We start from the raw sequence: 24,840 nt of genomic DNA on the forward strand, positions 1-24,840 counted from the left end.
CGAACCTTAGATACCGTTATAGAAGTCGATTACGTCGCCTTCCTTCACGGTTACAATAGCCTTCTTTCCGTGGGGGCGACGACCCGAAACGGAGCCGCCCTTCGTGAATTTCGACTTCAGCTTGCCGTTGGTGCGGATCGTGCTAATGCCCGTTACCGTTACACCGTACAGCTGCTCGATTTCCTTTTTGATCTGAACCTTGTTGGCAGTGCGCTCTACTTGAAAAGAGTACTGACCTTTTTCGTTCAGGGCCGTGGCCTTCTCGGTCACGATAGGTTTCTTCAGCGTGCTCATTACTCAGCGGTAGTATAGAGTTGTTCCAAGGATTTCAACCCGTCTTCCGACAGCAGCAGAGTGTCCGTGTTCAGCAAATCGTGCGTGTTCAGAGCTACGGGAGTAGCGACTTTCACGCGCTGAATGTTACGGGCCGACAGCACCACGTTCTTGTCGACTTCGCCGGTCACGAGCAAGGTTTTCTTGCCGTTGTTCAGCTTCAGACCCGACAGGATCGAGAGGAAATCTTTCGTTTTAGGAGCGCTCAGCGAGATGTTCTCTACCAGAGCGATTTTGCCATCCTGGGCCAGTACCGACAGAGCGGACAGACGAGCCAGGCGCTTGGTCTTTTTGTTCAGCTTGAAGCCGTAGTCACGGGGCTCGGGACCGAATACACGGCCACCACCGATGAACACTGGCGACTTCATGCTACCAGCACGAGCACCGCCCGTACCTTTTTGCTTCTTGAGCTTCTTCGTAGTGCCGTGCACTTCGTTGCGCTGCTTCGACTTGTGCGTGCCCTGGCGCTGGTTGGCCAAGTACTGCTTCACGTCGAGGTACATCACGTGCTCGTTCGGCACTTGGCCGAAGATGGCGTCGGACAGGGTAACCTTGCGGCCGGTGTCCTCACCTTTGATGTTATATACTGAAAGTTCCATCTTGCGTTATTTTTCCAGGACCACGTAAGAGTTCTTGGCACCGGGAATAGAGCCGCTCACCAGAATCAGATTCTTGTCGGCTACTACGCGCATTACTTTCAGGTTCTGCACTTTTACCCGGTCGTTGCCCATACGGCCACCCATGCGCATTCCTTTGAATACGCGCGAAGGCCAGGAGCAAGCACCGATAGAACCAGGGTGACGCAGACGGTTGTGCTGACCGTGGGTCTGCCCGCCTACACCGGCAAAGTTGTAGCGCTTAACTACGCCCTGGAAACCTTTGCCTTTTGAGGTGCCTACTACGTCTACGAACTCGCCTTCTTCGAAGAGGCTCGCGTCGATGGTGGCGCCTGCAGCGTAAATTGACTCCGCGTCGAGGCGGAATTCAACCAGCTTTTTCTTGGGGGTGGTACCGGCTTTAGCGAAGTGACCAGCCAAAGCTTTGGTCGTGTTCTTCGCTTTTTTCTCGCCGTAGCCGATCTGAACGGCGGTGTAACCGTCGTTGGCCAGCGTTTTAACCTGCGTCACTACGCACGGACCCGCCTCGATGAGCGTGCAGGGAATGTTTTTCCCGTCCGGAGTGAAGAGGCTTGTCATACCGATTTTTTTACCGATGATGCCAGGCATTCTGTTAGATTTTGTGAAAAGACGCAATAAGAAAACGCCCAAATAGCGTTTTCGGAATGGGAGTGCAAAGCTAGGCAATTGTTACCTCATAATCCAACCCCGTTCTGAAATATTTTCAGAATCACCTAGTTGGCTTATCCGTGTTCCTATTCTCTCAGTCTCAGGCCCTTCCTAAATCTTTGTCCAAGTTAGCCCTGACGGCAAGGCAATGTCTGTTTGGCAACAGCACAAGGCTGCACTTACCACGGCTACAAAAAAGTACAATAATTGGCTATAGCATCTTGCCTAGCTGGGGCGCCAGCTGGCAGAGTCGTTTGGTGCCGGCATCAGGCCATTTAGACCCAGCAGAATAAAAAACAGAGAGTACGTTAAGCCAATCTGGGTCTCCAGAGTGTACTCCACCAGAAATGACAAGGAGACAATAGCGTACTGCATAACCACCAGCGGCGAGAAGCGCGGCCAAGTCCAGAGCAAAGGGTAATAGAAGCTTAGAGTGAATATCAATACTCCGATAAGCCCGAATGCTACTGCCGAATAGATAAACTGATTGTGAGGCTGTATATAGGAGGCCGTGCGGATGGTGGGGTAATCCTGCTGGTAATGAACGGCCATCTCCCCTTCCATATCGGCTTTTCCCACCCCAAACCAGGGATTGGCATGTACCAGCTTGGCTGCTACTTTGTAAGAGTACACCCGCGCTACGAGGGAATAATCGTTAGCGGCAGCCGTATTGTTCACCTTGCTAAGGTCCTCCCGTGTGTTGGTAAACTTGTTCCGAAATGTAGGAAAGGCCAGATAGCTCGCAGCCGGCAACAAGAGCAAAACCACTGCTAGCAGAACCGCTCGTTGAAACTGCCGGGCCTGAACTATCAGCCAGCCAATCGTTAGCAAGCCAATCGCATAAAAGGTAACCAAGCCGCTACGCACCGCTAGCAGATGCTGGAACAAGGCAAGTACTACGGCAGCCAGAATCAATAGCCGACGTTGCAATGAGGAATGCTCATCGTCGAAGCATAGTAGCACCAAGGCCGCCGCTGTAGCCAAAGTTACCATGAGACTAAACCGAATATGGTCAGGTTCGGTGGGCATAATCTTCGAGTGTAGATACATCTCATTGATTTCAGCCGTATGAAGCAAATAGTTGCCGGTAGCTACCAACGCAGCCACCACGACACAACCAATGAAAAGCTGCCACAGCCTTTTCAGGTAGCAGGTAGGCAAACCAGGCAGCAGCCAGAACGACAACGGCAACAAAAGAAACGGGGACTGCAGCACCACGTCCTGTCCATACTTTCCCAGGTTAGCTGCCTCCGTGTTCAAGCCAGCTGCTACGTGCAATAGAAACACGACCGACAGCGCCGCAAACACTTTCCAGTCCTTCCGAACAGTCTCCTGCCTCCGATGTAAAGCGGCGTAACAGGCAGCCGTTAGCGTAAGACCAACAATGCCGATACTGGGCAGAATCCGAAAAAAGCTGGCGACGAACAATCCCACAATAATGAAGGAGCAAAAAACTGCTGCGGCCAGGGTTAGACGTGGAACTGTTAGAAACGACTGCATAGATACTGGAGAGTACAAACAACTAGAGTTGGTGACGAATTTAGGTCAACTCAACGGTGCAAGTTGGCTAGTATATATAAGAAAACACCCCATCGGTCCGAAAACCAATGGGGTGTTTGTCTTAATTAACTAGAGAAACCGGTCCTCAGACTTTGATTTCAACGTCAACGCCGCTGGGCAGCTCAAGCTTCATCAGGGCATCTACCGTCTTCGACGAAGTCGAGTAGATATCCACGAGGCGCTTGTAGGTGCAGAGCTGGAACTGCTCACGCGACTTCTTGTTCACGTGGGGCGAACGAAGAACGGTGAATTTTTCCTTGTCGGTCGGCAATGGAATCGGACCGCTTACGATAGCGCCCGTAGCCTTCACCGCCTTCACAATCTTCTCCGACGATTTATCCACCAAGTTGTGGTCGTAGGATTTGAGTTTAATGCGAATTTTCTGGTTCATGTGATTTTGAATGAAAGCGGATTAGCGAATGGCGTTACCCTTTTGCTTGGCAATGATGCCTTCGGCAAGGTTCTGGGGAACCTGGTCGTAGTGCGAGAACGTGAGCGACGCCGAAGCGCGGCCCGACGAAATCGTACGCAGGGTGGTTACGTAGCCGAACAGCTCCGACAGCGGAACGTCAGCCTTGATAACGTTGGCGCCACCTTTGGTATCCATGCCTTTCATGATACCACGACGACGGTTCAAGTCACCCGTTACGGAACCCGTGTACTCGTCTGGCGATACTACTTCTACGGCCATGATTGGCTCGAGCAGTTTAGGACCAGCCTGACGACCTGCTTCGCGGAAACCACCGCGGGCAGCCAATTCGAACGACAGAGCGTCCGAGTCAACGTCGTGGTAGGAACCGTAGAACAGACGCACGCGCATGCCTTCGATGGGGAAGCCAGCCAACGGGCCGTTCTTCATGGCTTCTTCGAAACCTTTCTGAACCGGAGCAATGAATTCGCGGGGAATAACACCACCCGTGATGTCGTTGACGAACTCCAGACCGGGTTTCTCCGGATCGGTCAGTTTCGGACCGAGTTCGAAGACGATATCACCGAATTTACCACGGCCACCCGTCTGCTTCTTATAGGTCTCGCGGTGTTCCACGGACTTCGTCAGAATCTCTTTGTAGGCAACCTGAGGAGCACCCTGGTTGATTTCAACCTTGAACTCACGACGCATCCGGTCGATGATGATTTCAAGGTGAAGCTCACCCATGCCTTTCAACACAGTCTGGCCGGTCTCGGGGTCGGTCTGAACAACCAGCGTGGGGTCCTCTTCCACGAGTTTGGCAATAGCCATACCCATTTTATCAACGTCAGCCTGAGTTTTGGGCTCAATGGCGTAGCCGATTACGGGCTCAGGGAAGCTCATCGACTCCAGTACCACGCGCGACTTCTCGTCGGTCAGCGTGTCGCCGGTTTTGATGTCTTTGAAGCCAACACCAGCAGCAATGTCACCCGCCTGAATCTTATCGATTGGGTTCTGCTTGTTGGAGTGCATCTGCATCAGACGCGAGATACGCTCTTTCTTGTTCGTGCGGTTGTTGTGCACGTACGAACCGGCGTCCAGCACGCCGCTGTAGCAGCGGAAGAAGCACAAGCGACCTACGAAGGGGTCAGTTGCGATTTTGAAGGCCAGAGCGGTGAAAGGCTCGCTATTGTCGGGGTGACGCTCCACTTCAGCACCGGTCTCAGGATCGGTACCGATGATGGCGGGCATGTCGAGCGGCGAGGGCAAGTAAGCCATAACGCCGTCCAGCATGGACTGCACACCTTTGTTTTTGAAGGCCGAACCGCACATTACGGGCGAGAACTTCATGTCGATAACCGCCTGGCGGATAACAACCATCATTTCCTCACGCGTGATGCTTTCTGGGTCTTCGAAGAATTTCTCCAGCAGACGGTCGTCGTATTCGGCAACGCTTTCTACCAGCTTCTGACGCCACTCGGCTACGGTCTCTACCAGATCCTCGGGAACGGGGATTTCGTGGTACGACTTGCCCTGAGTAGCATCATCCCATACGATTGCCTTACCAGTCAGCAGATCGACAACACCCTTGAAGGTATCCTCGGCACCGATTGGAATCTGCAGCGGCACGGGGTTAGCGCCAAGCTTATCCTTAATCTCGTTAACGGCCTTGAAGAAGTCAGCACCGGCACGGTCCATCTTGTTGACGAAGCAGATGCGGGGCACCTTGTACTTGTCAGCCTGACGCCATACAGTTTCCGACTGGGGCTCAACACCCGATACGGCACAGAACAGAGCAACAGCACCGTCGAGTACGCGCAGCGAACGTTCTACTTCTACCGTGAAGTCAACGTGGCCGGGGGTGTCGATGAGGTTGATCTTGTACTGCTTGGTCTCCGCCGTTGGGTCACCGTTTGCGTCGGTGGGGTAGTTCCAGAACGTGGTGGTAGCAGCCGAAGTGATGGTGATACCACGCTCCTGCTCCTGCTCCATCCAGTCCATCGTGGCGGCACCTTCGTGCACTTCCCCGATTTTGTGGGTCTTACCGGTGTAGTAGAGAATGCGCTCCGAAGTCGTGGTCTTACCGGCGTCGATGTGCGCCATAATCCCGATGTTCCGGAGATATTGCAGGTCTTTATTAACAGCCATTGCTTTTATTGGGGTCTTAGATACTTAAGGTCTTAAGGTCTTGGGCTACTCAACAGAACAATCCGTCAAAAAAATCCAAGCCCTTAAGACCCTAGAGTGCCTAATAACAATTGTTAGAAGCGGAAGTGCGAGAAGGCCTTGTTGGCTTCAGCCATGCGGTGGGTGTCGTCCTTCTTCTTAACAGAAGCACCTTCACCTTTAGCCGCGGCAATGATTTCGCCAGCCAGCTTGTCCTTCATGGTTTTCTCACCACGACGACGAGCGTACTGAATCATCCACTTAGCACCTACCGAGATACGACGGTCGGGGCGAACTTCGATTGGCACCTGGAAGGTAGCACCACCTACGCGGCGGCTCTTTACTTCTACGGTGGGCATTACGTTGTTCAGAGCCTTGCGCCACATTTCGAGACCGTTCTCCTTGGTGCGCTGCTCAACCAGTTCGCAGGCATCGTAGAAAATGGTGTAGGCAAGGTTTTTCTTTCCGTCATACATCATGTAGTTGACGAAACGAGTTACCAACGTCTCCTTGTACTTCGGGTCGGGAAGCAGGATGCGCTTCTTTGGTTTTGACTTTCTCATGAGTTTAGAAATGAGGGTGAGCAGCGGGAAGTGGGATAAGAACCATGTGCTATCCAGCACTGCGCGCTACCACACTCGTATCAATTACTTTTTCTTGCCGGGTGCTGGTTTGCCGCCTTTGCCCGTAGCAGCAGGCTGACCTGGCTTGGGACGCTTGGCGCCATACTTCGAACGACGCTGGGTACGGCCGTTAACACCAGCGGTGTCAAGAGCACCACGGATGATGTGGTAACGCACGCCGGGAAGGTCTTTCACACGGCCACCACGGATCAGCACGATGCTGTGCTCCTGCAGGTTGTGGCCTTCACCGGGGATGTAGGCGTTAACTTCTTTGCCGTTGGTGAGACGCACACGGGCCACTTTGCGCATGGCCGAGTTCGGCTTCTTAGGCGTGGTGGTGTACACGCGGGTGCATACGCCACGGCGCTGCGGGCACGAGTCAAGAGCCGGCGACTTCGACTTCGTCGTCAGCTTCTCGCGGCCTTTTCGTACTAATTGGTTAATGGTAGGCATCTACGGATTGGTTTGTCAAGGAGGGTTCTCTCCCAAAAAATTAGGCTTGCAAAGGTATAAAAGCTACTCGGAAATAGCAAACAGGTTGAAATAGTTTGTTTTAGGAAACAAACGAAGTGCTTCTTCTGGTCGGTTTCAGACTTCTATCAAATGCAAAAAAGCCTTACGGATGAGTTCATAAGGCTTTTTTAGAGTAAATACGTTCGTTGACGAGGAGCCTTTTGCTCTACAGTTCTTTTGTCATACAGCCCGACTTGGCTCGTTCATTTTATCCTGCTTTTGTATTCAACGAAGAGCCGGCCTCTGTTTCCTCGATAAAAGCCGCTTCAGTTACTGTATTATTCCGAGGGATTAGGCCTCCCCCATCGTGCCACCGAAACCTACCGGGTAGCTGGGCATGTCGTTTTGCTGCTTGATCGGGCCGAAGGTCTGCTCGAAACGTTCTACGTTATCCGCTAGGGCTGAGAGCAGCCGCTTGGCGTGCTCAGGCGTGACGATGATGCGGGCTTTCACCTTGGCTTTAGGTACACCCGGCATCAACCGAATAAAGTCGATGACAAACTCGCTGCTGCTGTGGGCTATCATAGCTAGATTGGCGTACTCGCCTTCAGCTATGGCTTCTGAGAGTTCGATGTTGATGGCATTAGGGTCCTGAGGTCCGGGAATTTCCTGGGGTTCGTTCATGGGGTGTTTTTTTTACTGATTGCTGAAAGTAGACTCGATGAAGTCCATTACTTCAGCTACTGTTACGCTAAATGTTCCGGCTTGTCCGGCCAGAAAAGCTTCCCGCCAAAGTCCATAGCCTCCTTCAAACTCAGGAAGCGGGTCTGCGTGGCGTACTACATGTGTGACACTGGCAGTCAAAGCTTCCTCCGAAAAAGGCAGGTGGGACGCCGTAGTGCCGGGCTTTCCGTTCGGGTCAGCCGTTTTTAGCCTTAACCCATCTACGTGGACATGCACGACAACGGCGGTTCCGTGCTGCAGTTCCACTTTGACTACGGTCAACAACGAATCTGTTTCGGCTGGTCTCGTGTGGTACTCCCAAACTTGTCCGACCTGAAACCGGGAAGTAGTAATGTCAACTAAAGGAACCGGAGCGTCGGCTGCCATACATAGTAATTAAGAAGAGGATGAGTTGCTGCTAAAGCTAGTAAAAAGAAAAAGCCGACCGGATTTCTCCAGTCGGCTTCTCCAGTATTCACTTCAGCCTACTCAGCCGACACCTCACGCTTGGCACGCGAAGCACGAGTCTTCGGCTCGGGAGCATCCGACTTGGCAGGAGCCGTAACCTCGGGCTCATCTTTCGAACCGACAACCTGACGCGTGTACTCGCGCAGACCGGTACCGGCCGGGATGAGGTGACCTACGATTACGTTCTCCTTCAGGCCCAGCAGTTCGTCGGCCTTGCCACGGATGGCGGCTTCCGACAGCACCTTGGTCGTTTCCTGGAAGGACGCGGCCGAGATGAACGACTGGGTACCGAGCGAAGCCTGGGTGATACCCTGCAGCGTGGGCCGCGATACGGCCGGCTGGGCTTCCCGAACTTCTACCAGTGCCAGGTCGCGACGACGCAGCGAGGAGTTCTCGTCGCGCAGGCGACGGGCACTCACAATCTGGCCGGGCTTCAGGTTCGTCGAATCGCCGGCATTCGTTACCACCTTCATGTCGATGATGGTATCGTTTTCTTCCATGAAGACGATTTTGTCGATAACCTGGTGCTCAAGGAAGGTCGTGTCACCGGCGTCCAGAATCACAACTTTCTGCATCATCTGGCGAACGACCACCTCAATGTGCTTATCGTTGATCTTCACACCCTGCAAGCGGTATACTTCCTGAATCTCGTTCACGAGGTATTCCTGCACGGCGCCGGGGCCCTGAATGCTCAGGATGTCCGAAGGCGTAATGGCACCATCCGACAGCGGCATACCGGCGCGGATAAAGTCGTTGTCCTGCACCAGAATGTGCTTGGACAGCGGCACCATGTACTTCTTCTTCACGCCGTCTTTCGACTCGACGAAGATTTCGCGGTTACCACGCTTCACGGTACCGTAGGTTACTACACCGTCGATTTCCGACACAACAGCCGGGTTCGAAGGGTTACGAGCTTCGAAAAGCTCGGTAACGCGGGGCAGACCACCAGTGATGTCGCGGGTTTTACCCACGGCCCGAGGAATCTTAGCCAGAATGTGACCAGCCTTGATTTTCTCGCCGTTGTCGACGTTGATGTGCGAACCTACCGGGATGCTGTAACCACGCTGGCCTTCCTCGGCGTCCTTCTTCCCAGCCTTCACAATGATGGAGGGGTTCTGGGCCTTGTCACGGCTTTCGATAATTACTTTCTCGCGGTGACCGGTCTGCTCATCCGACTCCTCACGGTAGGTGACACCTTCCGTAATAGCGTCGTACTGGATAGTACCGTCAAACTCGGCCAAGATAACGGCGTTGTAGGGGTCCCAGTTGTTGAGCTCCTGACCTTTCTCTACCTCCTGGCCTTCATTGACCAGCAGGAACGAGCCGTACGGCACGTGGTTCGAGATATAGACCTTACCGGTGCCTTTCTCCACGATGCGGATTTCGCCCGAACGACCCATTACCACTTTCACCGGCTCGCCTTCGGCGTTTACGGAATCAACGGTACGGATATCTTCGAACTCAACCACACCGGCGAACTTGGCGCGCAGGCTGGCTTCAACGGCAATGTTGGAAGCCGTACCACCTACGTGGAAGGTACGCAGCGTGAGCTGGGTACCAGGCTCACCAATCGACTGAGCGGCAATTACACCTACAGCTTCGCCTTTCTGGACCATGCGGCCCGACGACAGGTTACGGCCGTAGCACTTGGCGCAGATACCACGCTTCGATTCGCAGGTCAGCACCGAGCGGATTTCTACCGATTCGATAGCCGTAGCATCGATGCGGCGGGTAATTTCCTCGGTAATTTCCGTACCAGCGGGCAGGATAACCTCGTCCGTCAGCGGGTCCACGATGTCGTGAACGGCTACGCGACCCAGGATACGCTCAGCCAGCGGCTCTACTACGTCCTCGTTGTCTTTCAACGCGAAGGTCTCGATGCCACGTAGGGTACCGCAGTCGTTTTCGTTTACGATTACGTCCTGCGACACGTCCACCAGACGACGGGTCAGGTAGCCGGCGTCAGCCGTCTTCAGAGCCGTATCGGCCAGACCCTTACGGGCACCGTGGGTCGAAATGAAGTACTCGATTACATCCAGGCCTTCTTTGAAGTTCGACAGAATCGGGTTTTCGATAATCTCACCAACCGAACCCTGCAGCGACTTCTGCGGCTTAGCCATCAGACCCCGCATACCGCCGAGCTGACGAATCTGCTCACGCGAGCCACGGGCACCGGAGTGCATCATCATGTAAATCGAGTTGAAGCCCTGGTTCTCCTTTTCGAGGCGACCCATGAGGGTTTCAGTGATTTGGTTGTTGATACGCGTCCAGATGTCGATAACCTGGTTGTAACGCTCGTTGTCGGTAATCAGACCCATCTGGTAGTTCTGAGTAACGGCCTTCACGTCGTTCTGCGCCTGCAGAACCAGAGCATCTTTCTCTTTCGGAATCTGGATGTCGCCCAGACCCATCGACAGACCACCTTTATAAGCCGACTGGAAGCCCAGCGTCTTGATGTCGTCGAGGAACTGTGCGGTGCGGGCCATACCGGTCCGCTTGAACACCATCGAAATGATCTGCTGCAGCTTTTTCTTGGTCAGCAGCTCGTCCACGAAACCAACCTCGGCTGGTACCATTTGGTTGAACAGCACACGGCCGGCAACCGTCTCGATGATCTTCGTTACGAGGTTATCTTTCTCGTCGCGAATCTGCGTGCGCACCTTGATATAGGCGTGCTTCGAGAGCTGACCTTCGTTGAGGGCAATAACAACTTCCTCGTCGGAATAGAAGATGCGGCCTTCGCCCTGAATCTTCTCCTCGTCGGTGCTGCGCTTGCCTTTGGTCACGTAGTACAGACCCAGAACCATGTCCTGCGACGGTACCGCAATGGGCGCGCCGTTGGCAGGGTTCAGGATGTTGTGCGACGCCAGCATCAGCATAGAGGCTTCCAGGATAGCGGCCGGTCCCAGGGGAACGTGCACTGCCATCTGGTCACCGTCAAAGTCAGCGTTGAAGGCCGTACAAACCAGGGGGTGCAGCTGAATAGCTTTACCCTCGATGAGGCGGGGCTGGAACGCCTGAATACCCAAGCGGTGAAGCGTAGGAGCCCGGTTGAGCAGCACTGGGTGGCCTTTCAGCACGTTCTCCAGAATGTCCCATACCACGGCGTCCTTGCGGTCCACTATTTTCTTGGCCGACTTTACCGTTTTCACGATACCGCGCTCAATGAGCTTACGGATGATGAACGGCTTAAACAGCTCGGCCGCCATGTTCTTAGGCAGACCGCACTCATGCAGCTTCAGCTCAGGACCAACGACGATTACCGAACGACCAGAGTAGTCAACACGCTTACCGAGCAAGTTCTGACGGAAGCGGCCCTGCTTGCCTTTCAGCATATCGGACAGCGACTTCAGGGCACGGTTGCCTTCAGCGCGCACGGCGTTAACCTTACGCGAGTTGTCGAAGAGCGAGTCAACGGCTTCCTGCAGCATGCGCTTCTCGTTCCGCAGAATCACCTCGGGAGCCTTGATTTCGATCAGGCGCTTAAGACGGTTGTTACGGATGATAACGCGACGGTACAGATCGTTCAAGTCGGAAGTGGCAAAACGGCCACCGTCCAGCGGTACGAGGGGGCGCAGCTCCGGCGGAATAACGGGCACCATGCGGATAACCATCCACTCGGGCTTGTTTTCCACGCGGGTCGCAGCGTCACGGAAAGCTTCCACTACGCGCAGGCGCTTCAACGCCTCAGCTTTACGCTGCTGCGAAGTCTCGTGGGCGGCTGAGTCGCGGAGGCTATAGGACAGCTCGTCGAGGTTGGTGCGCTCCAGCAGGAGTTGCAGCGCATCAGCACCCATGCGGGCAATGAACTTGTTAGGGTCCTCGTTTGGCAGCATCTGGTTCTCGCGGGGGAGCTTGTCGATGATGTCGAGGTATTCGTCTTCGGTCAGGAAGTCCAGCTGCTGTACGCCTTCTTCGGCAAGCACACCAGGCTGCACAACTACGTACCGCTCGTAATAGATAATTTGGTCGAGCTTCTTGGTGGGCAGGCCCAGCAGGTAGCCGATTTTGTTTGGCAACGACTTAAAGTACCAGATGTGCGCTACGGGCACCACCAGTTCGATATGGCCCATCCGCTCCCGACGTACCTTCTTCTCGGTCACCTCCACGCCGCAACGGTCGCAGATGATGCCCTTGTAGCGAATCCGCTTGTACTTGCCGCAGTGGCATTCCCAGTCCTTCACAGGACCGAAAATCCGCTCGCAGAACAGGCCGCCCATCTCGGGCTTGTACGTCCGGTAGTTAATGGTCTCCGGCTTCACAACTTCGCCGTTCGACCGCTCCAGAATGGATTCGGGCGAGGCCAGCGAAATAGTGACTTTCGAGAAGTCCTGTACCAGTTTTTTGTTTTTTGCAAACGCCATGTAGTAGAGCTGTTAGCTGTTGGCTTTGTGGCTGCCTTGAATAATCGGCTCTTCTTAAGAGGAGTCCGAAAAACCAAAACAGTTCGACTCTGATAAAAGTGCTCTGCCGATCGGATAGGTACGTCAGGCAGCAGGTTCGACCAGGTCTGATGGGTAATAGCGCAGGTTTTGGCAAACCTGAGCTTGTTGCGGCAAGCTACTTTCAGCTGGTAATGCCGTTCTGACCATATCTCGGAACGACGCTGGGAGTAGCTATTCTCGGTTGCCCGAACCGCGGTACTCTTTATGGTATAAAGCCCGAAATAGGAGTTGCCGGTACCAAGGCACCAACAACTCCTAATTTCAACTGGCCTTACTAGTCAAGCGTGATTTCCAGGGCCAGACCGCGCAACTCGTGGATGAGTACGTTGAAGGACTCGGGAATATTCGGCTTAGGCAGAACGTCGCCTTTTACAATGGCTTCGTAGGCTTTGGCCCGACCGATAACGTCATCCGATTTCACCGTCAGGATTTCCTGCAGTACGTTCGACGCACCGAAGGCTTCCAGAGCCCACACTTCCATTTCACCGAAGCGCTGACCACCGAACTGAGCTTTACCACCCAGCGGCTGCTGCGTGATGAGCGAGTAAGGTCCGATGGAACGGGCGTGCATCTTGTCGTCGACAAGGTGACCCAGCTTCAGCATGTAGATAACGCCTACGGTTACTGGCTGGTCGAACTGCTGACCGGTCAGACCGTCGTGCAGATACGAGCGGCCGAAGGTTGGCAACCCGGCTTCCGTCAGTTCGCGCGATACTTCCTCTTCGGTAGCACCGTCGAAAATCGGGGTAGCGTAGGTACGGCCCAGCTTGAGGCCGGCCCAGCCCAGTACGGTTTCGTAGATCTGACCGATGTTCATGCGGCTTGGTACACCAAGCGGGTTGAGCACGATGTCCATCGGCGTACCGTCGGCCAGGAAAGGCATATCTTCATCACGCACGATGCGGGCTACTACACCCTTGTTACCGTGACGACCAGCCATTTTATCACCCACCTTCAGCTTACGCTTCTTGGCGATGTATACTTTGGCCAGCTGTACGATACCGGCGGGCAGTTCATCCCCTACTTCCAGGGTAAACCGGTCACGCTTGAAACGAGCCGTGATGGTGTTGCGGCGCTTGGTGTAGTTTTTCACCAGTTGCAGCACCATGCCATTCACTTTCTCGTCCGCGGTCCAGTTCTCCAGGATCAGGTCCTTGAACATGTTCACCTCTTCCGGTACGGCGTAGTTGCTCTCATCCTTATAGGGGTTCTTTTCGGGGAACAGCGCATCGGCAATGTTCTTCTTACCAAATTTCACGCCCTTGCTCAGAATCTCGTCGCCGAACTTGTGCTTTACACCCTGCGACGTCTTGCCTTCTAGCAACTGCACCAGCTTGTCAACCATCACGGCTCTTACACCGCGCAGCTCCTTGGCGTAAGAATCCTTCAACTCTTCTACTTCCTTCTTCGACTTGGCCCGCAGGTTTTTGTCTTTTTTCGGACGCGAGAACAGCTTGGTGCCGATAACAACACCGTTCAGGGATGGCGGCGCCTTAAGCGAGGCATCTTTCACATCGCCGGCTTTGTCACCAAAAATGGCGCGGAGCAGCTTCTCTTCCGGAGTCGGGTCCGTCTCGCCCTTGGGCGTGATTTTACCGATCAGAATGTCGCCTTCCTTCACTTCAGCACCCAAACGGATAATACCGTTGTCGTCGAGGTTGCGAACGGCTTCTTCGCTTACGTTCGGGATTTCCGACGTCAGCTCTTCCTCGCCGCGCTTGGTTTCGCGCACTTCGAGCTCGAACTCCTCAATGTGAATCGAGGTGAAGATGTCGTCGCGGACAACCCGCTCCGAAATAACGATGGCATCCTCGAAGTTGTAACCCTGCCAGGGCATAAATGCCACCTGCATGTTACGACCCAGAGCCAGCTCACCGTTGTTGGTGCCGTAGCCTTCGCACAGCGGCTGACCCTTCGTCACGCGCTGACCGCGCTTAACAATAGGAGTCAGGTTGATGCACGTATCCTGGTTGGTCCGACGGAACTTGATCAGATCATAGGAAATCTTCTCCGCGTCGAAGCTTACCAGAATGTCGTCCTCGGTCAGGTCGTATTTCACTACGATCTTGTTGGCATCAACATAGTCGATGATACCATCACCTTCGGCAACCACCAGGGCACGCGAGTCAATAGCGGTACGACCTTCCAGGCCGGTGCCCACGATGGGCGCCTGCGGACGGAGCAGCGGCACAGCCTGACGTTGCATGTTCGAACCCATCAGGGCCCGGTTGGCGTCATCGTGCTCCAGGAATGGAATCAGCGAAGCAGCCACCGACACAATCTGGTTCGGCGCTACGTCCATGTAGCTGTACTCGTCGGGACCAACCACGGGGAAGTCACCTTCGAAACGGCCTTTTACCAGCTCGTTGATGAAGTTACCGTTCTCATCAATGCGGGCGTTGGCCTGGGCAATGTGGTGAGTATCTTCCTCTTCGGCAGTCAGGTATTTTACGTTCGAGCTGGTATCCACCTTGCCGCTCTCTACCGTGCGGTAGGGCGTTTCAATGAATCCCATCGAGTTTACCCGGGCGTGCACGCACAGCGACGAAATCAGACCGATGTTCGGTCCCTCCGGCGTTTCGATGGTGCACAGGCGACCGTAGTGCGTATAGTGAACGTCACGTACTTCGAAACCAGCCCGCTCACGCGACAGACCTCCTGGCCCCAGTGCCGATACGCGACGCTTGTGCGTCACCTCGGCCAGCGGGTTGGTTTGGTCCATGAACTGCGACAACTGGTTGGTGCCGAAGAACGAGTTGATTACCGACGACAGCGTACGAGCGTTGATCAGGTCAACGGGCTTGAAGTCCTCGTTGTCCCGCACGTTCATACGCTCCTTGATGGTACGGGCCATCCGAGCCAAACCTACGCCAAACTGGGCATAGAGCTGCTCGCCTACGGTACGTACCCGACGATTTGACAAGTGGTCAATGTCGTCGACTACTGCCTTCGAGTTGATCAGGCCAATCAAGTACTTTACAATCAGGACGATGTCCTCGTTGGTCAGTACCCGAGCTTCCCAGTTCTTGTCGAGGCCCAGCTTCTTATTGATACGGTAGCGGCCTACGTCCCCGAGGTCGTAGCGCTTATCCGAGAAAAACAGCTTTTGAATGATGTCGCGGGCAGTTTCTTCGTCGGGAGCTTCCGTGTTCCGGAGCTGACGATAGATTTGCTCCACGGCTTCCTTCTCCGAGTTGGAGTTGTCTTTCTGCAGCGTGTTGTAAATAATTGCGAAGTCCGCAATGTTCACGTTCTCACGGTGCAGAATTACCGACTTGGCTCCTGCATTCAGGATGGTGTCGATGTCGTCCTCCTCAATGGTCGAGTCGCGCTCCAGCAGCACTTCGTTGCGGTCGATAGATACCACTTCACCGGTATCCTCGTCCACGAAGTCTTCCGTCCAGGTGCGCAGTACCCGGGCAGCCAGCTTACGGCCCACGGCTTTTTTCAGAGCCTTCTTCTCAGCCTTTACCTCTTCCGACAAACCGAACAGGTCCAGAATGTCTTTGTCGGTACCGTAGCCGATGGCCCGCAGCAGCGTGGTCACCGGAAATTTCTTCTTCCGGTCGATATAGGCGTACATCACGTTGTTCACGTCCGTGGCAAATTCAATCCACGAGCCCTTGAACGGAATGATACGGGCCGAATACAGCTTCGTGCCGTTGGTGTGCTTGCTCTGGGCAAAGAACACACCGGGCGAGCGGTGCAGCTGCGAAACGATAACCCGCTCGGCCCCGTTAATAACGAACGAGCCTTTTTCGGTCATGTACGGGATGTTGCCCAAGAACACTTCCTGCTCAATCGTTTCGAAATCCTCGTTGTCCGAGTCATTGCAGACCAAGCGCAACTTAGCTTTCAGCGGAACTGAGTACGTTAGGCCACGGTCGATGCACTCGTCAACCGAATACTTCGGCGGATCGACGTGGTAGTCCATGAACGTCAGTACGAAGTTCTCGCGTGAGTCCGAGATGGGGAAGTTCTCGGCGAAAACCTTAAACAGGCCCTCGTCGGTGCGGCTTTCGGCCGCCGTCTCCAGCTGGAAGAAATCCATGAACGAGCGAACCTGCACGTCCAGGAAATCCGGATACTCGATAACTTTCTTAATCTTGGCGAAATTGATTCGCTCGTCGGCTTTCTGCAAAGCCTGTGCTTTCGGTGTAGCCAATGCGTTGAAGGTTAAAAATGGACACTGAAGCGTACTATACTATCGGCAACCCTTGCCGCGCCCTCGTCCGTTACCCGTAGGCACAAAAAGCCGCAATGCGGCGTCTGGGGGCAACCTGGTAAAGCTTGTAGCCTACAAACAGGAAAAGACCTGGCTTAGTTGCCAGGCCTATCCATGTTTCTAAGAGAAAAAGCGCGGGGCAGCTTACTTAACTTCTACTTCAGCGCCGGCTTCTTCCAGTTGCTTCTTCAACGAATCAGCTTCGTCTTTAGCAACACCTTCTTTCAGGGGCTTAGGAGCACCGTCAACCAGTTCTTTGGCTTCTTTCAGGCCCAGACCGGTCAGGTCTTTCACCAGCTTAACTACGGCCAGCTTGCTTGCGCCAGCCGACTTCAGGATTACGTCGAACGACGTCTTCTCCTCGGGAGCTTCAGCAGCAGCGCCTGCGCCACCACCAGCCATCATTACGGGAGCAGCAGCAGCGGGCTCAATGCCATACTCGTCCTTCAGGATAGTAGCCAGTTCGTTTACTTCTTTCACCGTCAGGTTAACGAGCTGCTCAGCGAATGCTTTCAAATCTGCCATTTCTGTAGATTGTTAAAAAAAGAGGGGGTTGTTGAATTTGATTGAGGGGGAAAAAGGTAGGGGCAATTAAGCAGCCGCCTCTTCTTTTTCGGAAAGCGTCTTGAGGATGCCAGCCAGTTTATTGCCACCGCTCGACAGAGCACTGATAACATTCTTAGCAGGCGACTGGAGCAGACCGATAACTTCACCGATAAGCTCATTTTTGCCTTTCAGCGTGCTCAGGGTTTCGAGCTGCTCAGCACCCAGATAGATGCTGGCATCGATGTAAGCACCCTTCAGAGCAGGCTTTGGAACTGCGTTCTTACCGTAGTTCTGAGCCTTATAGAAGTCCTTCAGCAGTTTGCCAGGTGCGTTGCCGGCCTCTTTCGAGAACAGTACACCCGACTGGCTTTTCAGCGCTGCGTCCAGTTCTGCCGTGTCGGTGCTCAACGTATCGAGTGCCTTACGGATCAGCGTGTTCTTGTACACTTTGAACTCCAGGCCACGGTTGAAGCACAACCGGCGGAATTCATTGATTTTCGCCACCGACATTCCCGAAGCATCGGTAATGTAGAACGCGTTGTGCGATTGAAACTTTTCGCTCAACTCGTCGACGAGGGCTTGTTTTTCTTCCCGGGTCATATCGTCTTGATTGTGAATTAAGCGGAAGTAACCGTGGTGTCAACCGGAACGGCGGGGCTCATCGTGCTGCTCAGCGTGATGCTCTTGATGTAAGTACCTTTAGCCGACGAAGGCTTCAGACGGATAAGCGTCTGGATTACTTCGATGGCGTTTTCAGCCAGCTTCTGGTCATCAAAAGACACTTTGCCAACGCTGGTGTGAATGATACCGGTTTTGTCAACTTTGAAGTCGATTTTACCAGCCTTCACTTCCTGTACTGCCTTGGCCACATCGGTCGTTACCGTACCCGACTTAGGGTTTGGCATCAGACCACGGGGACCAAGCACGCGGCCCAGGCGACCTACTTTGGCCATAACCGACGGCATCGTGATAATCACATCGATGTCGGTCCAGCCCTTCTCGATTTTCGAGATGTAGTCGTCCAAGCCTACGAAATCAGCGCCGGCAGCGGTAGCTTCGGCCTCCTTGTCGGGAGTAACCAGAGCCAGAACGCGGACGGTTTTGCCGGTACCGTGGGGCAGCGTGGCGACGCCACGCACCATTTGGTCGGCTTTGCGGGGGTCAACGCCCAGACGTACGTCGATGTCAACGGAAGCGTCAAACTTGGTGTAGGTAATGTCCTTCACCACTTTGGCTGCCTCAACAAGGTTGCGTACCTGCGTCAGGTCGTGTTTGGCAAGGGCTTCCTTGCGCTTTTTGCTAACTTGTGCCATCAGTTTTCTTCTCCTTTAAAGTTATTCAGCAAAGGGAGAATCGCCCTTGATGGTAATACCCATGCTGCGGGCCGTACCTGCCACCTGCTTCATGGCCGACTCCACCTGGAAGGCGTTCAAGTCGGGCATTTTCACTTCGGCAATCGTGCGGATTTGGTCCCACGTAACCGAACCTACCTTGTTCCGGTTTGGCTCTTTCGAACCACCCTGAAGCTTGGCAGCTTCCAGCAGCATTACTGGCGCTGGAGGGGTTTTCACCACGAAGTCAAACGACTTGTCGGTGTACATGGTGATCAATACGGGACATACTTGGCCGGCCTTATCCTGGGTGCGAGCGTTGAACTGCTTGCAGAATTCCATGATGTTAAGGCCTTTGCTACCAAGTGCAGGTCCAACCGGCGGCGAGGGGTTCGCAGCGCCTCCCTTTATCTGAAGCTTCAGATAACCTCTAATTTCTTTGGCCATTGGTTTGAAAGGCTTCGGGCTGTATGTCGTAACACAAGCAACCCTCCGTTTATTTTAAATGTGCTCTAGTGGAAGCCCCGCCGGTTCAGAGCGAATAACCGACGACGTTCTTTGCAGAAGTTAGATCAGAGAGCGTAGAAATAGGAGGAGTCTCCCACTTCTACGCTCTCGTCTTGTACTAACTGACTTATGACTCTTTCTCGACCTGGGTGTAGCTTAGCTCCATGGGCGTGCTACGGCCGAATATTTTCACAATTACGTTGAGCTTCTTCCGCTCTTCGAACACTTCCGAAACGTTGCCCGAGAAACCGCTGAAGGCTCCGTCAACAACTTTCACTAGCTCTCCTACTACAAAAGGAGTTTCAAGGCTGGCCGTTTCTTCTTCGGCTTCATCCACAATGCCCAGAATCCGGTTTACCTCGGACAGACGCAATGGAATCGGCTTGGTGTTGGTGCTCTTGCCTTCTTTGTCGCTCAGGAAACCAATTACGCCTGGTGTGCTAGTAATAATGTGGTCAACTTCACCGTGGGTCAGATCGGCGTGGATTAGAATATAGCCGGGAAAGAAGTTCCGTTCCCGAACACGCTTCTTGCCGTTGCGCATTTCGTAAACCTTCTCGGCCGGAATCAGAACCTGGGGTACTAACTCGGAAAGACCGTGGCGGCCAATCTCAGTTTCCAAGTACTGCTTGGCTTTCTTCTCTTGTCCGCTAACCGAGCGAACCACGTACCACTTCAACTCTCCCATCTCTTCTGAATTCGATTAACGGAATGAGTTGTAAAATGCTTCGAGGCCAGTTTTGAACACGATGTCCATAATGCCCACGACGGCAGCAAACACGAGCGAACCGATGAGCACCAGACCGGCACTCTTCTGCAGTTCCTCAAAAGAAGACCACGTTACTTTGTAACGCATCTCCTCCGTGGTATCGCGGAAATATTTCGTCAGCTTGCTCATGGTGCCGGTTTTGGCTTTAACTACTGCAGTCACTTCTCCGTGACCAAACTTGCACGGGCGGAGAGATTCGAACTCCCATCAAAGGTTTTGGAGACCTCTATTCTACCCTTGAACTACGCCCGTGGATGCGTCCTAAACCGAGTAAAGCCGGATTGGGACTGCAAATGTACAGAACTCTTTATACAAAACAAATCCGCCCCTGAAAAAATCAGAGGCGGATTGTATTGATTTACTGGAATTCCAGCAGAAACTAGTCGAGGATTTCAGTTACCTGACCGGCACCTACCGTACGGCCACCTTCGCGGATAGCGAAACGCAGACCTTTCTCCATTGCCACCTTGTTGAGAAGCTCAACTTGGATGGTGATGTTGTCACCGGGCATTACCATTTCAACACCTTCTGGGAGGGTGATGATACCGGTTACGTCAGTGGTACGCAGGTAGAACTGAGGACGGTAGTTGTTGAAGAAGGGCGTGTGACGGCCACCTTCTTCTTTCGACAGCACGTACACCTCAGCTTTGAACTTCTGGTGAGGCGTTACGGAGCCTGGCTTGCAAATAACCATACCACGACGGATGGCTTCTTTTTCAATACCACGCAGCAACAGACCTACGTTGTCACCAGCTTCGCCACGGTCGAGGATCTTGCGGAACATCTCAACACCGGTTACGGTCGATTTCAAACCTTCAGCACCCATGCCGAGGATGTCAACCTGCTCACCCGAGTTGATGATACCACGCTCGATACGGCCGGTAGCTACCGTACCACGACCCGTGATAGAGAATACGTCCTCTACGGGCATCAGGAAGGGCAGGTCGGTCAGACGAGCGGGAATCGGAATGAACGAGTCAACAGCGTCCATCAACTCTTCGATCTTGGGAACCCAGTTGGCGTCGCCGTTCAGGCCACCCAGAGCAGAGCCCTGAATAACTGGAATGTTGTCACCGTCGAAGTCGTAGAACGACAGCAGTTCGCGGATTTCCATTTCCACCAGCTCGAGCAGCTCGGGGTCGTCTACCATGTCCACTTTGTTCATGAACACTACCAGCTGAGGTACACCTACCTGGCGAGCCAGCAGGATGTGCTCACGCGTCTGGGGCATTGGACCGTCGGTAGCAGCAACTACCAAGATAGCGCCATCCATCTGGGCAGCACCCGTTACCATGTTCTTCACATAGTCAGCGTGACCGGGGCAGTCAACGTGAGCGTAGTGACGGTTCTCAGTAGCGTACTCTACGTGAGCGGTGTTGATGGTGATACCACGCTCTTTTTCTTCGGGAGCATTGTCGATCGAAGAGAAGTCACGCTTAGCAGCCAAACCTTTGTTCGCCAGTACCGTGGTGATAGCAGCAGTCAGGGTGGTTTTGCCGTGGTCGACGTGCCCGATCGTACCGATGTTCACGTGCGGCTTGGAACGATCAAAATTTTCTTTGGCCATTGTAAAGAGATTAAAAGGAGATTTTGTGGGATGAGAGTAAAACGCGACTGAGCTATACTACAAGAAAGCGAAACGCAGCTCCACCTATGGCCTGCACGTCGCTTTACCTGTTTGTCAGATCCAAACAGTGCAGTCGCGCTGCTCCGTCGGTATTTGTAATGTAATGTGAGCCATTTATGGGATTTGAACCCATGACCTCTTCCTTACCAAGGAAGTGCTCTACCACTGAGCTAAAACGGCTGATTGGTTGTACTCGGTATTCGCTTGCGAGCGGGAGACGAGGTTCGAACCCGCGACCTGCAGCTTGGAAGGCTGCCGCTCTACCAACTGAGCTACTCCCGCGGTTGTGAAGTTAGAGTAGTGTTTCGACGAACTTAACTCGTCGAATCACTACTCTAATCTTTTCACTTACTGTGGGGGTAACAGGACTCGAACCTATGAACCCGAAGGAGGTGAGTTACAGTCACCCGCAATTGCCGCTATGCGATACCCCCAGTTAGTTTTTCAACACCGTTTGTGTTGACTTTCTCCCTTTTCAGCCGACCCTTAAAAGTGGGGTGGTTGCTAAAGGAGTTGCAAAATTAGTGGCTTTCTGATGCAAGTCAAGCCTATGACCAAAAATCGTTGCAATATTTTTCTGCTGGCAACCCAGGCTTTCTTCTGATTTGGCAGCTAAGCGCCTGATTTCAGCAGACTAACGGCTCTGACTTACCAAATCCTGCCCCACTCATTTTTTTTCAAAATTTATTGCAGCAGGCTGTAAAATGCTTTCAACTGTGTGTCTTTCTCCTTGGCTTTGATATCCTGCAAGACTGGTTTCAGACTCGGAGTGCTTGCCACAAGTGTATTCAGCGCACGGTAGGCCCCCAACTTTACGGTATAGTTGGCGTGGGTGCGGGCCAGGGTTTCGAGCTTTGCAATACCCTTCTCCCGCTCAATGGGCGGAATGCGCGTCATCAGAGTCCCGAAGTTCTGCAAGTAGTTGTACAGGTCTTCCTCTGGCACATCGTTCAGGCGGCGCAGGAACCAAGGGTAGTGGTCGAGGTTGCCGTTGAGGGAGTAATAGTTGGCCAAGGAATTTAGGATGGTCGTGCTGCTGGTTTCCTGCAAGGCATTAACCCGCTCCCGGGTGTTTACCGTTGGGGCTTTGGCCAACGCATCAATGGCAGCACCGGCCACGAGGTAAGAACTGTCGTTGAGGGCGGTGCTGTATACATCCCCAAAGTCTTCGTTGGGAAAGGCCGACAGCGTAGCTAGAGCCGTAGCCCGTACTTGGCTTTTAATGTCGGTAGCAGCCACCCGCCGGATATCCTTGCGCACGGCATTGCCTTCCGGACCCTTGTATTTGCGCAGAGCTTCCAAGGCAGCATTGCGCACGGCCCAGAAATTATCATTCAACGCGTTGCGCAGCATGCCGCTCACGGCAAGGTCACCGACCTTGGTGCGCAGACCGTCAATAGCCTCGTACTTCTGCAGGTAGCTGCGGGCGTTGTAGTACTGGAACAGCAGCTCATCCTGCGTGCGCTCCTCCTGGATTTTTGCCAGCAACTGCCCTTCCGAATCGAACTTGACCAAGTTAGGGCGCTGCGGAGCCGCCCACTGGAACGTCTGATCGGCTTTGGTCACGACAATGCGCGTGTCGGTAGGCTGCTTGTTAATCCAAGTAGTGACCGTGAGGGGCAGCCGGTAGATAGGCGTGAAGGTGGAATCCTGGAGCTGCTGCACGCGCATGGTCACCTGGCCGTTGGCGTACGAGTGCGTTACTCGCAGCTCGGGATGGCCCCGCTGCATAAACCACTGGTCGAAAAACCACATCAGGTCTTCACCTGTCGTTTCCTCGAAGGCGATGCGCAGCTTGGCAACTTCCGAAGCCGAAAACTTATTGGCGGTCAGGTAGCGGTTTAGCGAGGCGAAGAAGGCGTCGTCGCCGACATATTTGCGCAGCATGTGCAGCACCCGTCCCCCTTTATCGTAGGAGTGCCGGTCGAACATGTCTTCCCGCTCCGCATAGTGGTAGCGGATGAGCGGCTCCCGCTTGCTTTCGGCTTCGGTCAGGTATTGGGTCACCTTTTCCTGCTGCACCAGTTCGGCCGCGTCGGCGCCATACTTGTGTTCAGCCCAGAGCAACTCCGAATAGTCGGCAAAAGCTTCGTTCAGGGGCAGGTTCGCCCACGATTCGGCCGTCACGTAGTCGCCAAACCACTGGTGAAACAGCTCGTGGGCAATGGTGCCTTCGGTGATGTAGGTCTTGTCCAGCATTTCCCGCGGCGTCAGCTGCGTCCACTCCTGCCGGATGGTGGTAGCCGAGGTGTTTTCCATGGCTCCCGACACGAAGTCGCGGATGGAAACCTGGGCGTACTTCTCCCAGGGGTATTCTACGCCCAGCTTTTTCGAGAAAAAGTCCAGCATAGCGGGCGTGTTGCCAAAGATAGTCTTGGCCGTATTCTGAAACTTAGGCTCGACGTAGTAGTCTACGGCCTTGCCGTGCCAAGAATCATTCACCACGGCGAAGTCGCCGACGGCCATCATCGTCAGGTAAGGCGCCGCGGGCAGGCTTTGCTTCCAAATGTCAGTGCGGGTGCCATCGGCGTTTTTCTTGGAAGAAATCAGCAGACCGTTCGACAGCGTTTTGTACTGCGCGTCAACGGTCATGGCAATTTCCTGGGTCATGCGCTGATTGGGCTTGTCAATCGTCGGAAACCAGCAGGAGTTGGCTTCCGTCTCGCCCTGGGTCCAGATCTGCTTGGGCTTGTTCTTATCGGTGCCCAGCGGGTTGATAAAGTACAGGCCCTTGTTGCCGGTAATGGCCGCGCTGCCTCCAGCCTCCAGCTCGTTCGGCTTGGCCGTGTAGCTGATGCGGATCTGGTAGGTTTCGGTGCGCGTGTACTGCCGGTCGAGGTTGACGGTAATCTTACGCTTGTCGTAGCTGTAGTTCAGACTTTTTTCCTTGCCGCCCGTCAGCAGCCGCACGCTCTTTACGTCAAAGCCCTTGGCGTCGAGCACCACCTGGTTCTGGGGGTAAAAGTGCGGGCGCAGGGTCAGGGAAGCCGTTCCGAGCAGCCATTGCTTGGCCCAGTCGAAGCGCACTTCCAGCTTGGTATCGAGCAGATCGGTAACGATAGTAGCCGCGGGCTGCACCGGGTTAGTGGGTGGCAGCCAGGATGGTACGATGATGGTGCTCGTCGTAGATTCCGTGGCTGGCAGTTCGGCAGCAGGCGTAGCTTTCTTGCGTGCAGCTGGCTTCTCCGAGGACGGTTTGGCCGTTTTCGAAGTCTGGGCGGGAGCTGTCAGATGGCACGTAAGGACCAGGCCAAGAATGCCGAGGACCGAATATTTCATGCAGTGGGGCAATAGGGGTATGTGGGCTAAAGTTCCGAAAATATTTCAGATTTGGCCTATCTTTAAGCCCTTTTCCGCCCTCACTGCCCT

The 24,840-nt window shown here is 54.0% G+C and carries 20 protein-coding genes and 4 tRNA genes; all 24 read right to left on the minus strand.

Annotated features, from left to right (window positions below):
* Positions 1 to 6: 6 nt before the first annotated feature.
* The 24 genes from rplW to LGH70_RS01360 all read right to left on the minus strand — a co-directional run bounded on the left by rplW (position 7) and on the right by LGH70_RS01360 (position 24,750).
* Complete coding sequence (gene rplW, locus LGH70_RS01245) at positions 7 to 294, minus strand: 50S ribosomal protein L23 (RefSeq protein WP_226181904.1); 288 nt, start codon at positions 292 to 294, stop codon at positions 7 to 9.
* Positions 294 to 932: a 50S ribosomal protein L4 gene (gene rplD / locus LGH70_RS01250; protein WP_226181906.1), complete on the minus strand. Its 639-nt coding sequence runs from the start codon at positions 930 to 932 to the stop codon at positions 294 to 296. Before rplD ends, rplW begins: the two co-directional genes overlap by 1 nt.
* A gap of 6 nt (positions 933 to 938) precedes the next feature.
* Positions 939 to 1,559, minus strand: coding sequence for a 50S ribosomal protein L3 (gene rplC / locus LGH70_RS01255; RefSeq protein ID WP_226181909.1), 621 nt, complete (start codon positions 1,557 to 1,559; stop codon positions 939 to 941).
* Positions 1,560 to 1,844: 285 nt separating this feature from the next.
* Positions 1,845 to 3,119, minus strand: a complete 1,275-nt coding sequence (locus tag LGH70_RS01260) for an O-antigen ligase family protein (RefSeq protein WP_226181911.1) — start codon at positions 3,117 to 3,119, stop codon at positions 1,845 to 1,847.
* 145 nt (positions 3,120 to 3,264) lie between these two features.
* A complete protein-coding gene (rpsJ, locus tag LGH70_RS01265; protein WP_022822123.1) occupies positions 3,265 to 3,570 on the minus strand; it encodes a 30S ribosomal protein S10 in 306 nt (101 codons plus the stop codon).
* Between the two features lie 21 nt (positions 3,571 to 3,591).
* Positions 3,592 to 5,736 carry an elongation factor G gene (gene fusA, locus LGH70_RS01270; RefSeq protein WP_226181912.1) on the minus strand — a complete coding sequence of 715 codons (2,145 nt, stop codon included), beginning with the start codon at positions 5,734 to 5,736 and terminating at the stop codon, positions 3,592 to 3,594.
* Positions 5,737 to 5,849: 113 nt separating this feature from the next.
* Positions 5,850 to 6,317, minus strand: coding sequence for a 30S ribosomal protein S7 (gene rpsG / locus LGH70_RS01275; RefSeq protein ID WP_100337277.1), 468 nt, complete (start codon positions 6,315 to 6,317; stop codon positions 5,850 to 5,852).
* 84 nt (positions 6,318 to 6,401) lie between these two features.
* Entirely contained in the window at positions 6,402 to 6,830 is a 429-nt protein-coding gene (rpsL, locus tag LGH70_RS01280; protein ID WP_100337276.1) for a 30S ribosomal protein S12, read from the minus strand.
* A gap of 351 nt (positions 6,831 to 7,181) precedes the next feature.
* The gene (locus LGH70_RS01285) at positions 7,182 to 7,514 is read right to left on the minus strand and encodes a DUF3467 domain-containing protein (RefSeq protein WP_226181913.1); all 333 of its coding nucleotides are present in this window, start codon (positions 7,512 to 7,514) and stop codon (positions 7,182 to 7,184) included.
* A 12-nt stretch (positions 7,515 to 7,526) separates the two neighbouring features.
* Positions 7,527 to 7,940: a hypothetical protein gene (locus LGH70_RS01290; protein ID WP_226181914.1), complete on the minus strand. Its 414-nt coding sequence runs from the start codon at positions 7,938 to 7,940 to the stop codon at positions 7,527 to 7,529.
* 98 nt (positions 7,941 to 8,038) lie between these two features.
* Positions 8,039 to 12,385 carry a DNA-directed RNA polymerase subunit beta' gene (gene rpoC, locus LGH70_RS01295; RefSeq protein ID WP_226181915.1) on the minus strand — a complete coding sequence of 1,449 codons (4,347 nt, stop codon included), beginning with the start codon at positions 12,383 to 12,385 and terminating at the stop codon, positions 8,039 to 8,041.
* Between the two features lie 355 nt (positions 12,386 to 12,740).
* A complete protein-coding gene (gene rpoB, locus LGH70_RS01300) occupies positions 12,741 to 16,631 on the minus strand; it encodes a DNA-directed RNA polymerase subunit beta (protein WP_431357412.1) in 3,891 nt (1,296 codons plus the stop codon).
* Between the two features lie 204 nt (positions 16,632 to 16,835).
* Complete coding sequence (gene rplL, locus LGH70_RS01305; RefSeq protein WP_135464438.1) at positions 16,836 to 17,216, minus strand: 50S ribosomal protein L7/L12; 381 nt, start codon at positions 17,214 to 17,216, stop codon at positions 16,836 to 16,838.
* A gap of 66 nt (positions 17,217 to 17,282) precedes the next feature.
* The gene (gene rplJ / locus LGH70_RS01310) at positions 17,283 to 17,837 is read right to left on the minus strand and encodes a 50S ribosomal protein L10 (RefSeq protein WP_226181916.1); all 555 of its coding nucleotides are present in this window, start codon (positions 17,835 to 17,837) and stop codon (positions 17,283 to 17,285) included.
* Positions 17,838 to 17,854: 17 nt separating this feature from the next.
* Positions 17,855 to 18,550, minus strand: coding sequence for a 50S ribosomal protein L1 (gene rplA, locus LGH70_RS01315; RefSeq protein ID WP_135464437.1), 696 nt, complete (start codon positions 18,548 to 18,550; stop codon positions 17,855 to 17,857).
* 21 nt (positions 18,551 to 18,571) lie between these two features.
* Positions 18,572 to 19,015 carry a 50S ribosomal protein L11 gene (gene rplK, locus LGH70_RS01320; protein WP_100337268.1) on the minus strand — a complete coding sequence of 148 codons (444 nt, stop codon included), beginning with the start codon at positions 19,013 to 19,015 and terminating at the stop codon, positions 18,572 to 18,574.
* 187 nt (positions 19,016 to 19,202) lie between these two features.
* Positions 19,203 to 19,763, minus strand: a complete 561-nt coding sequence (nusG, locus tag LGH70_RS01325; RefSeq protein ID WP_226181917.1) for a transcription termination/antitermination protein NusG — start codon at positions 19,761 to 19,763, stop codon at positions 19,203 to 19,205.
* Between the two features lie 15 nt (positions 19,764 to 19,778).
* Positions 19,779 to 20,006: a preprotein translocase subunit SecE gene (gene secE, locus LGH70_RS01330; RefSeq protein ID WP_226181918.1), complete on the minus strand. Its 228-nt coding sequence runs from the start codon at positions 20,004 to 20,006 to the stop codon at positions 19,779 to 19,781.
* Positions 20,007 to 20,025: 19 nt separating this feature from the next.
* A tRNA-Trp gene (locus LGH70_RS01335) sits at positions 20,026 to 20,096 on the minus strand.
* Positions 20,097 to 20,223: 127 nt separating this feature from the next.
* Positions 20,224 to 21,411, minus strand: a complete 1,188-nt coding sequence (tuf, locus tag LGH70_RS01340; RefSeq protein WP_226181920.1) for an elongation factor Tu — start codon at positions 21,409 to 21,411, stop codon at positions 20,224 to 20,226.
* Positions 21,412 to 21,579: 168 nt separating this feature from the next.
* Positions 21,580 to 21,651: transfer RNA gene (locus tag LGH70_RS01345), tRNA-Thr, on the minus strand.
* Between the two features lie 29 nt (positions 21,652 to 21,680).
* Positions 21,681 to 21,753: transfer RNA gene (locus LGH70_RS01350), tRNA-Gly, on the minus strand.
* Positions 21,754 to 21,825: 72 nt separating this feature from the next.
* Positions 21,826 to 21,905: transfer RNA gene (locus LGH70_RS01355), tRNA-Tyr, on the minus strand.
* 250 nt (positions 21,906 to 22,155) lie between these two features.
* Positions 22,156 to 24,750: a M1 family aminopeptidase gene (locus tag LGH70_RS01360; protein ID WP_226181922.1), complete on the minus strand. Its 2,595-nt coding sequence runs from the start codon at positions 24,748 to 24,750 to the stop codon at positions 22,156 to 22,158.
* Between the last annotated feature and the right edge of the window lie 90 nt (positions 24,751 to 24,840).

Source organism: Hymenobacter nitidus, assembly GCF_020447315.1.
In the GTDB taxonomy this organism is placed as follows: Bacteria; Bacteroidota; Bacteroidia; order Cytophagales; family Hymenobacteraceae; genus Hymenobacter; species Hymenobacter nitidus.

Coding starts and splice junctions, on each gene's coding strand:
- rpoC (WP_226181915.1), bottom strand. CDS start 12,385: ATGGCGTTTGCAAAAAACAAAAAACTGGTACAGGACTTCTCGAAAGTC.
- rplA (WP_135464437.1), bottom strand. CDS start 18,550: ATGGCACAAGTTAGCAAAAAGCGCAAGGAAGCCCTTGCCAAACACGAC.
- rplC (WP_226181909.1), bottom strand. CDS start 1,559: ATGCCTGGCATCATCGGTAAAAAAATCGGTATGACAAGCCTCTTCACT.
- rplK (WP_100337268.1), bottom strand. CDS start 19,015: ATGGCCAAAGAAATTAGAGGTTATCTGAAGCTTCAGATAAAGGGAGGC.
- rpsL (WP_100337276.1), bottom strand. CDS start 6,830: ATGCCTACCATTAACCAATTAGTACGAAAAGGCCGCGAGAAGCTGACG.
- rplD (WP_226181906.1), bottom strand. CDS start 932: ATGGAACTTTCAGTATATAACATCAAAGGTGAGGACACCGGCCGCAAG.
- rplW (WP_226181904.1), bottom strand. CDS start 294: ATGAGCACGCTGAAGAAACCTATCGTGACCGAGAAGGCCACGGCCCTG.
- LGH70_RS01290 (WP_226181914.1), bottom strand. CDS start 7,940: ATGGCAGCCGACGCTCCGGTTCCTTTAGTTGACATTACTACTTCCCGG.
- fusA (WP_226181912.1), bottom strand. CDS start 5,736: ATGGCTGTTAATAAAGACCTGCAATATCTCCGGAACATCGGGATTATG.
- LGH70_RS01285 (WP_226181913.1), bottom strand. CDS start 7,514: ATGAACGAACCCCAGGAAATTCCCGGACCTCAGGACCCTAATGCCATC.
- rpsG (WP_100337277.1), bottom strand. CDS start 6,317: ATGAGAAAGTCAAAACCAAAGAAGCGCATCCTGCTTCCCGACCCGAAG.
- tuf (WP_226181920.1), bottom strand. CDS start 21,411: ATGGCCAAAGAAAATTTTGATCGTTCCAAGCCGCACGTGAACATCGGT.
- rplL (WP_135464438.1), bottom strand. CDS start 17,216: ATGGCAGATTTGAAAGCATTCGCTGAGCAGCTCGTTAACCTGACGGTG.
- LGH70_RS01260 (WP_226181911.1), bottom strand. CDS start 3,119: ATGCAGTCGTTTCTAACAGTTCCACGTCTAACCCTGGCCGCAGCAGTT.
- rplJ (WP_226181916.1), bottom strand. CDS start 17,837: ATGACCCGGGAAGAAAAACAAGCCCTCGTCGACGAGTTGAGCGAAAAG.
- rpsJ (WP_022822123.1), bottom strand. CDS start 3,570: ATGAACCAGAAAATTCGCATTAAACTCAAATCCTACGACCACAACTTG.
- nusG (WP_226181917.1), bottom strand. CDS start 19,763: ATGGGAGAGTTGAAGTGGTACGTGGTTCGCTCGGTTAGCGGACAAGAG.
- LGH70_RS01360 (WP_226181922.1), bottom strand. CDS start 24,750: ATGAAATATTCGGTCCTCGGCATTCTTGGCCTGGTCCTTACGTGCCAT.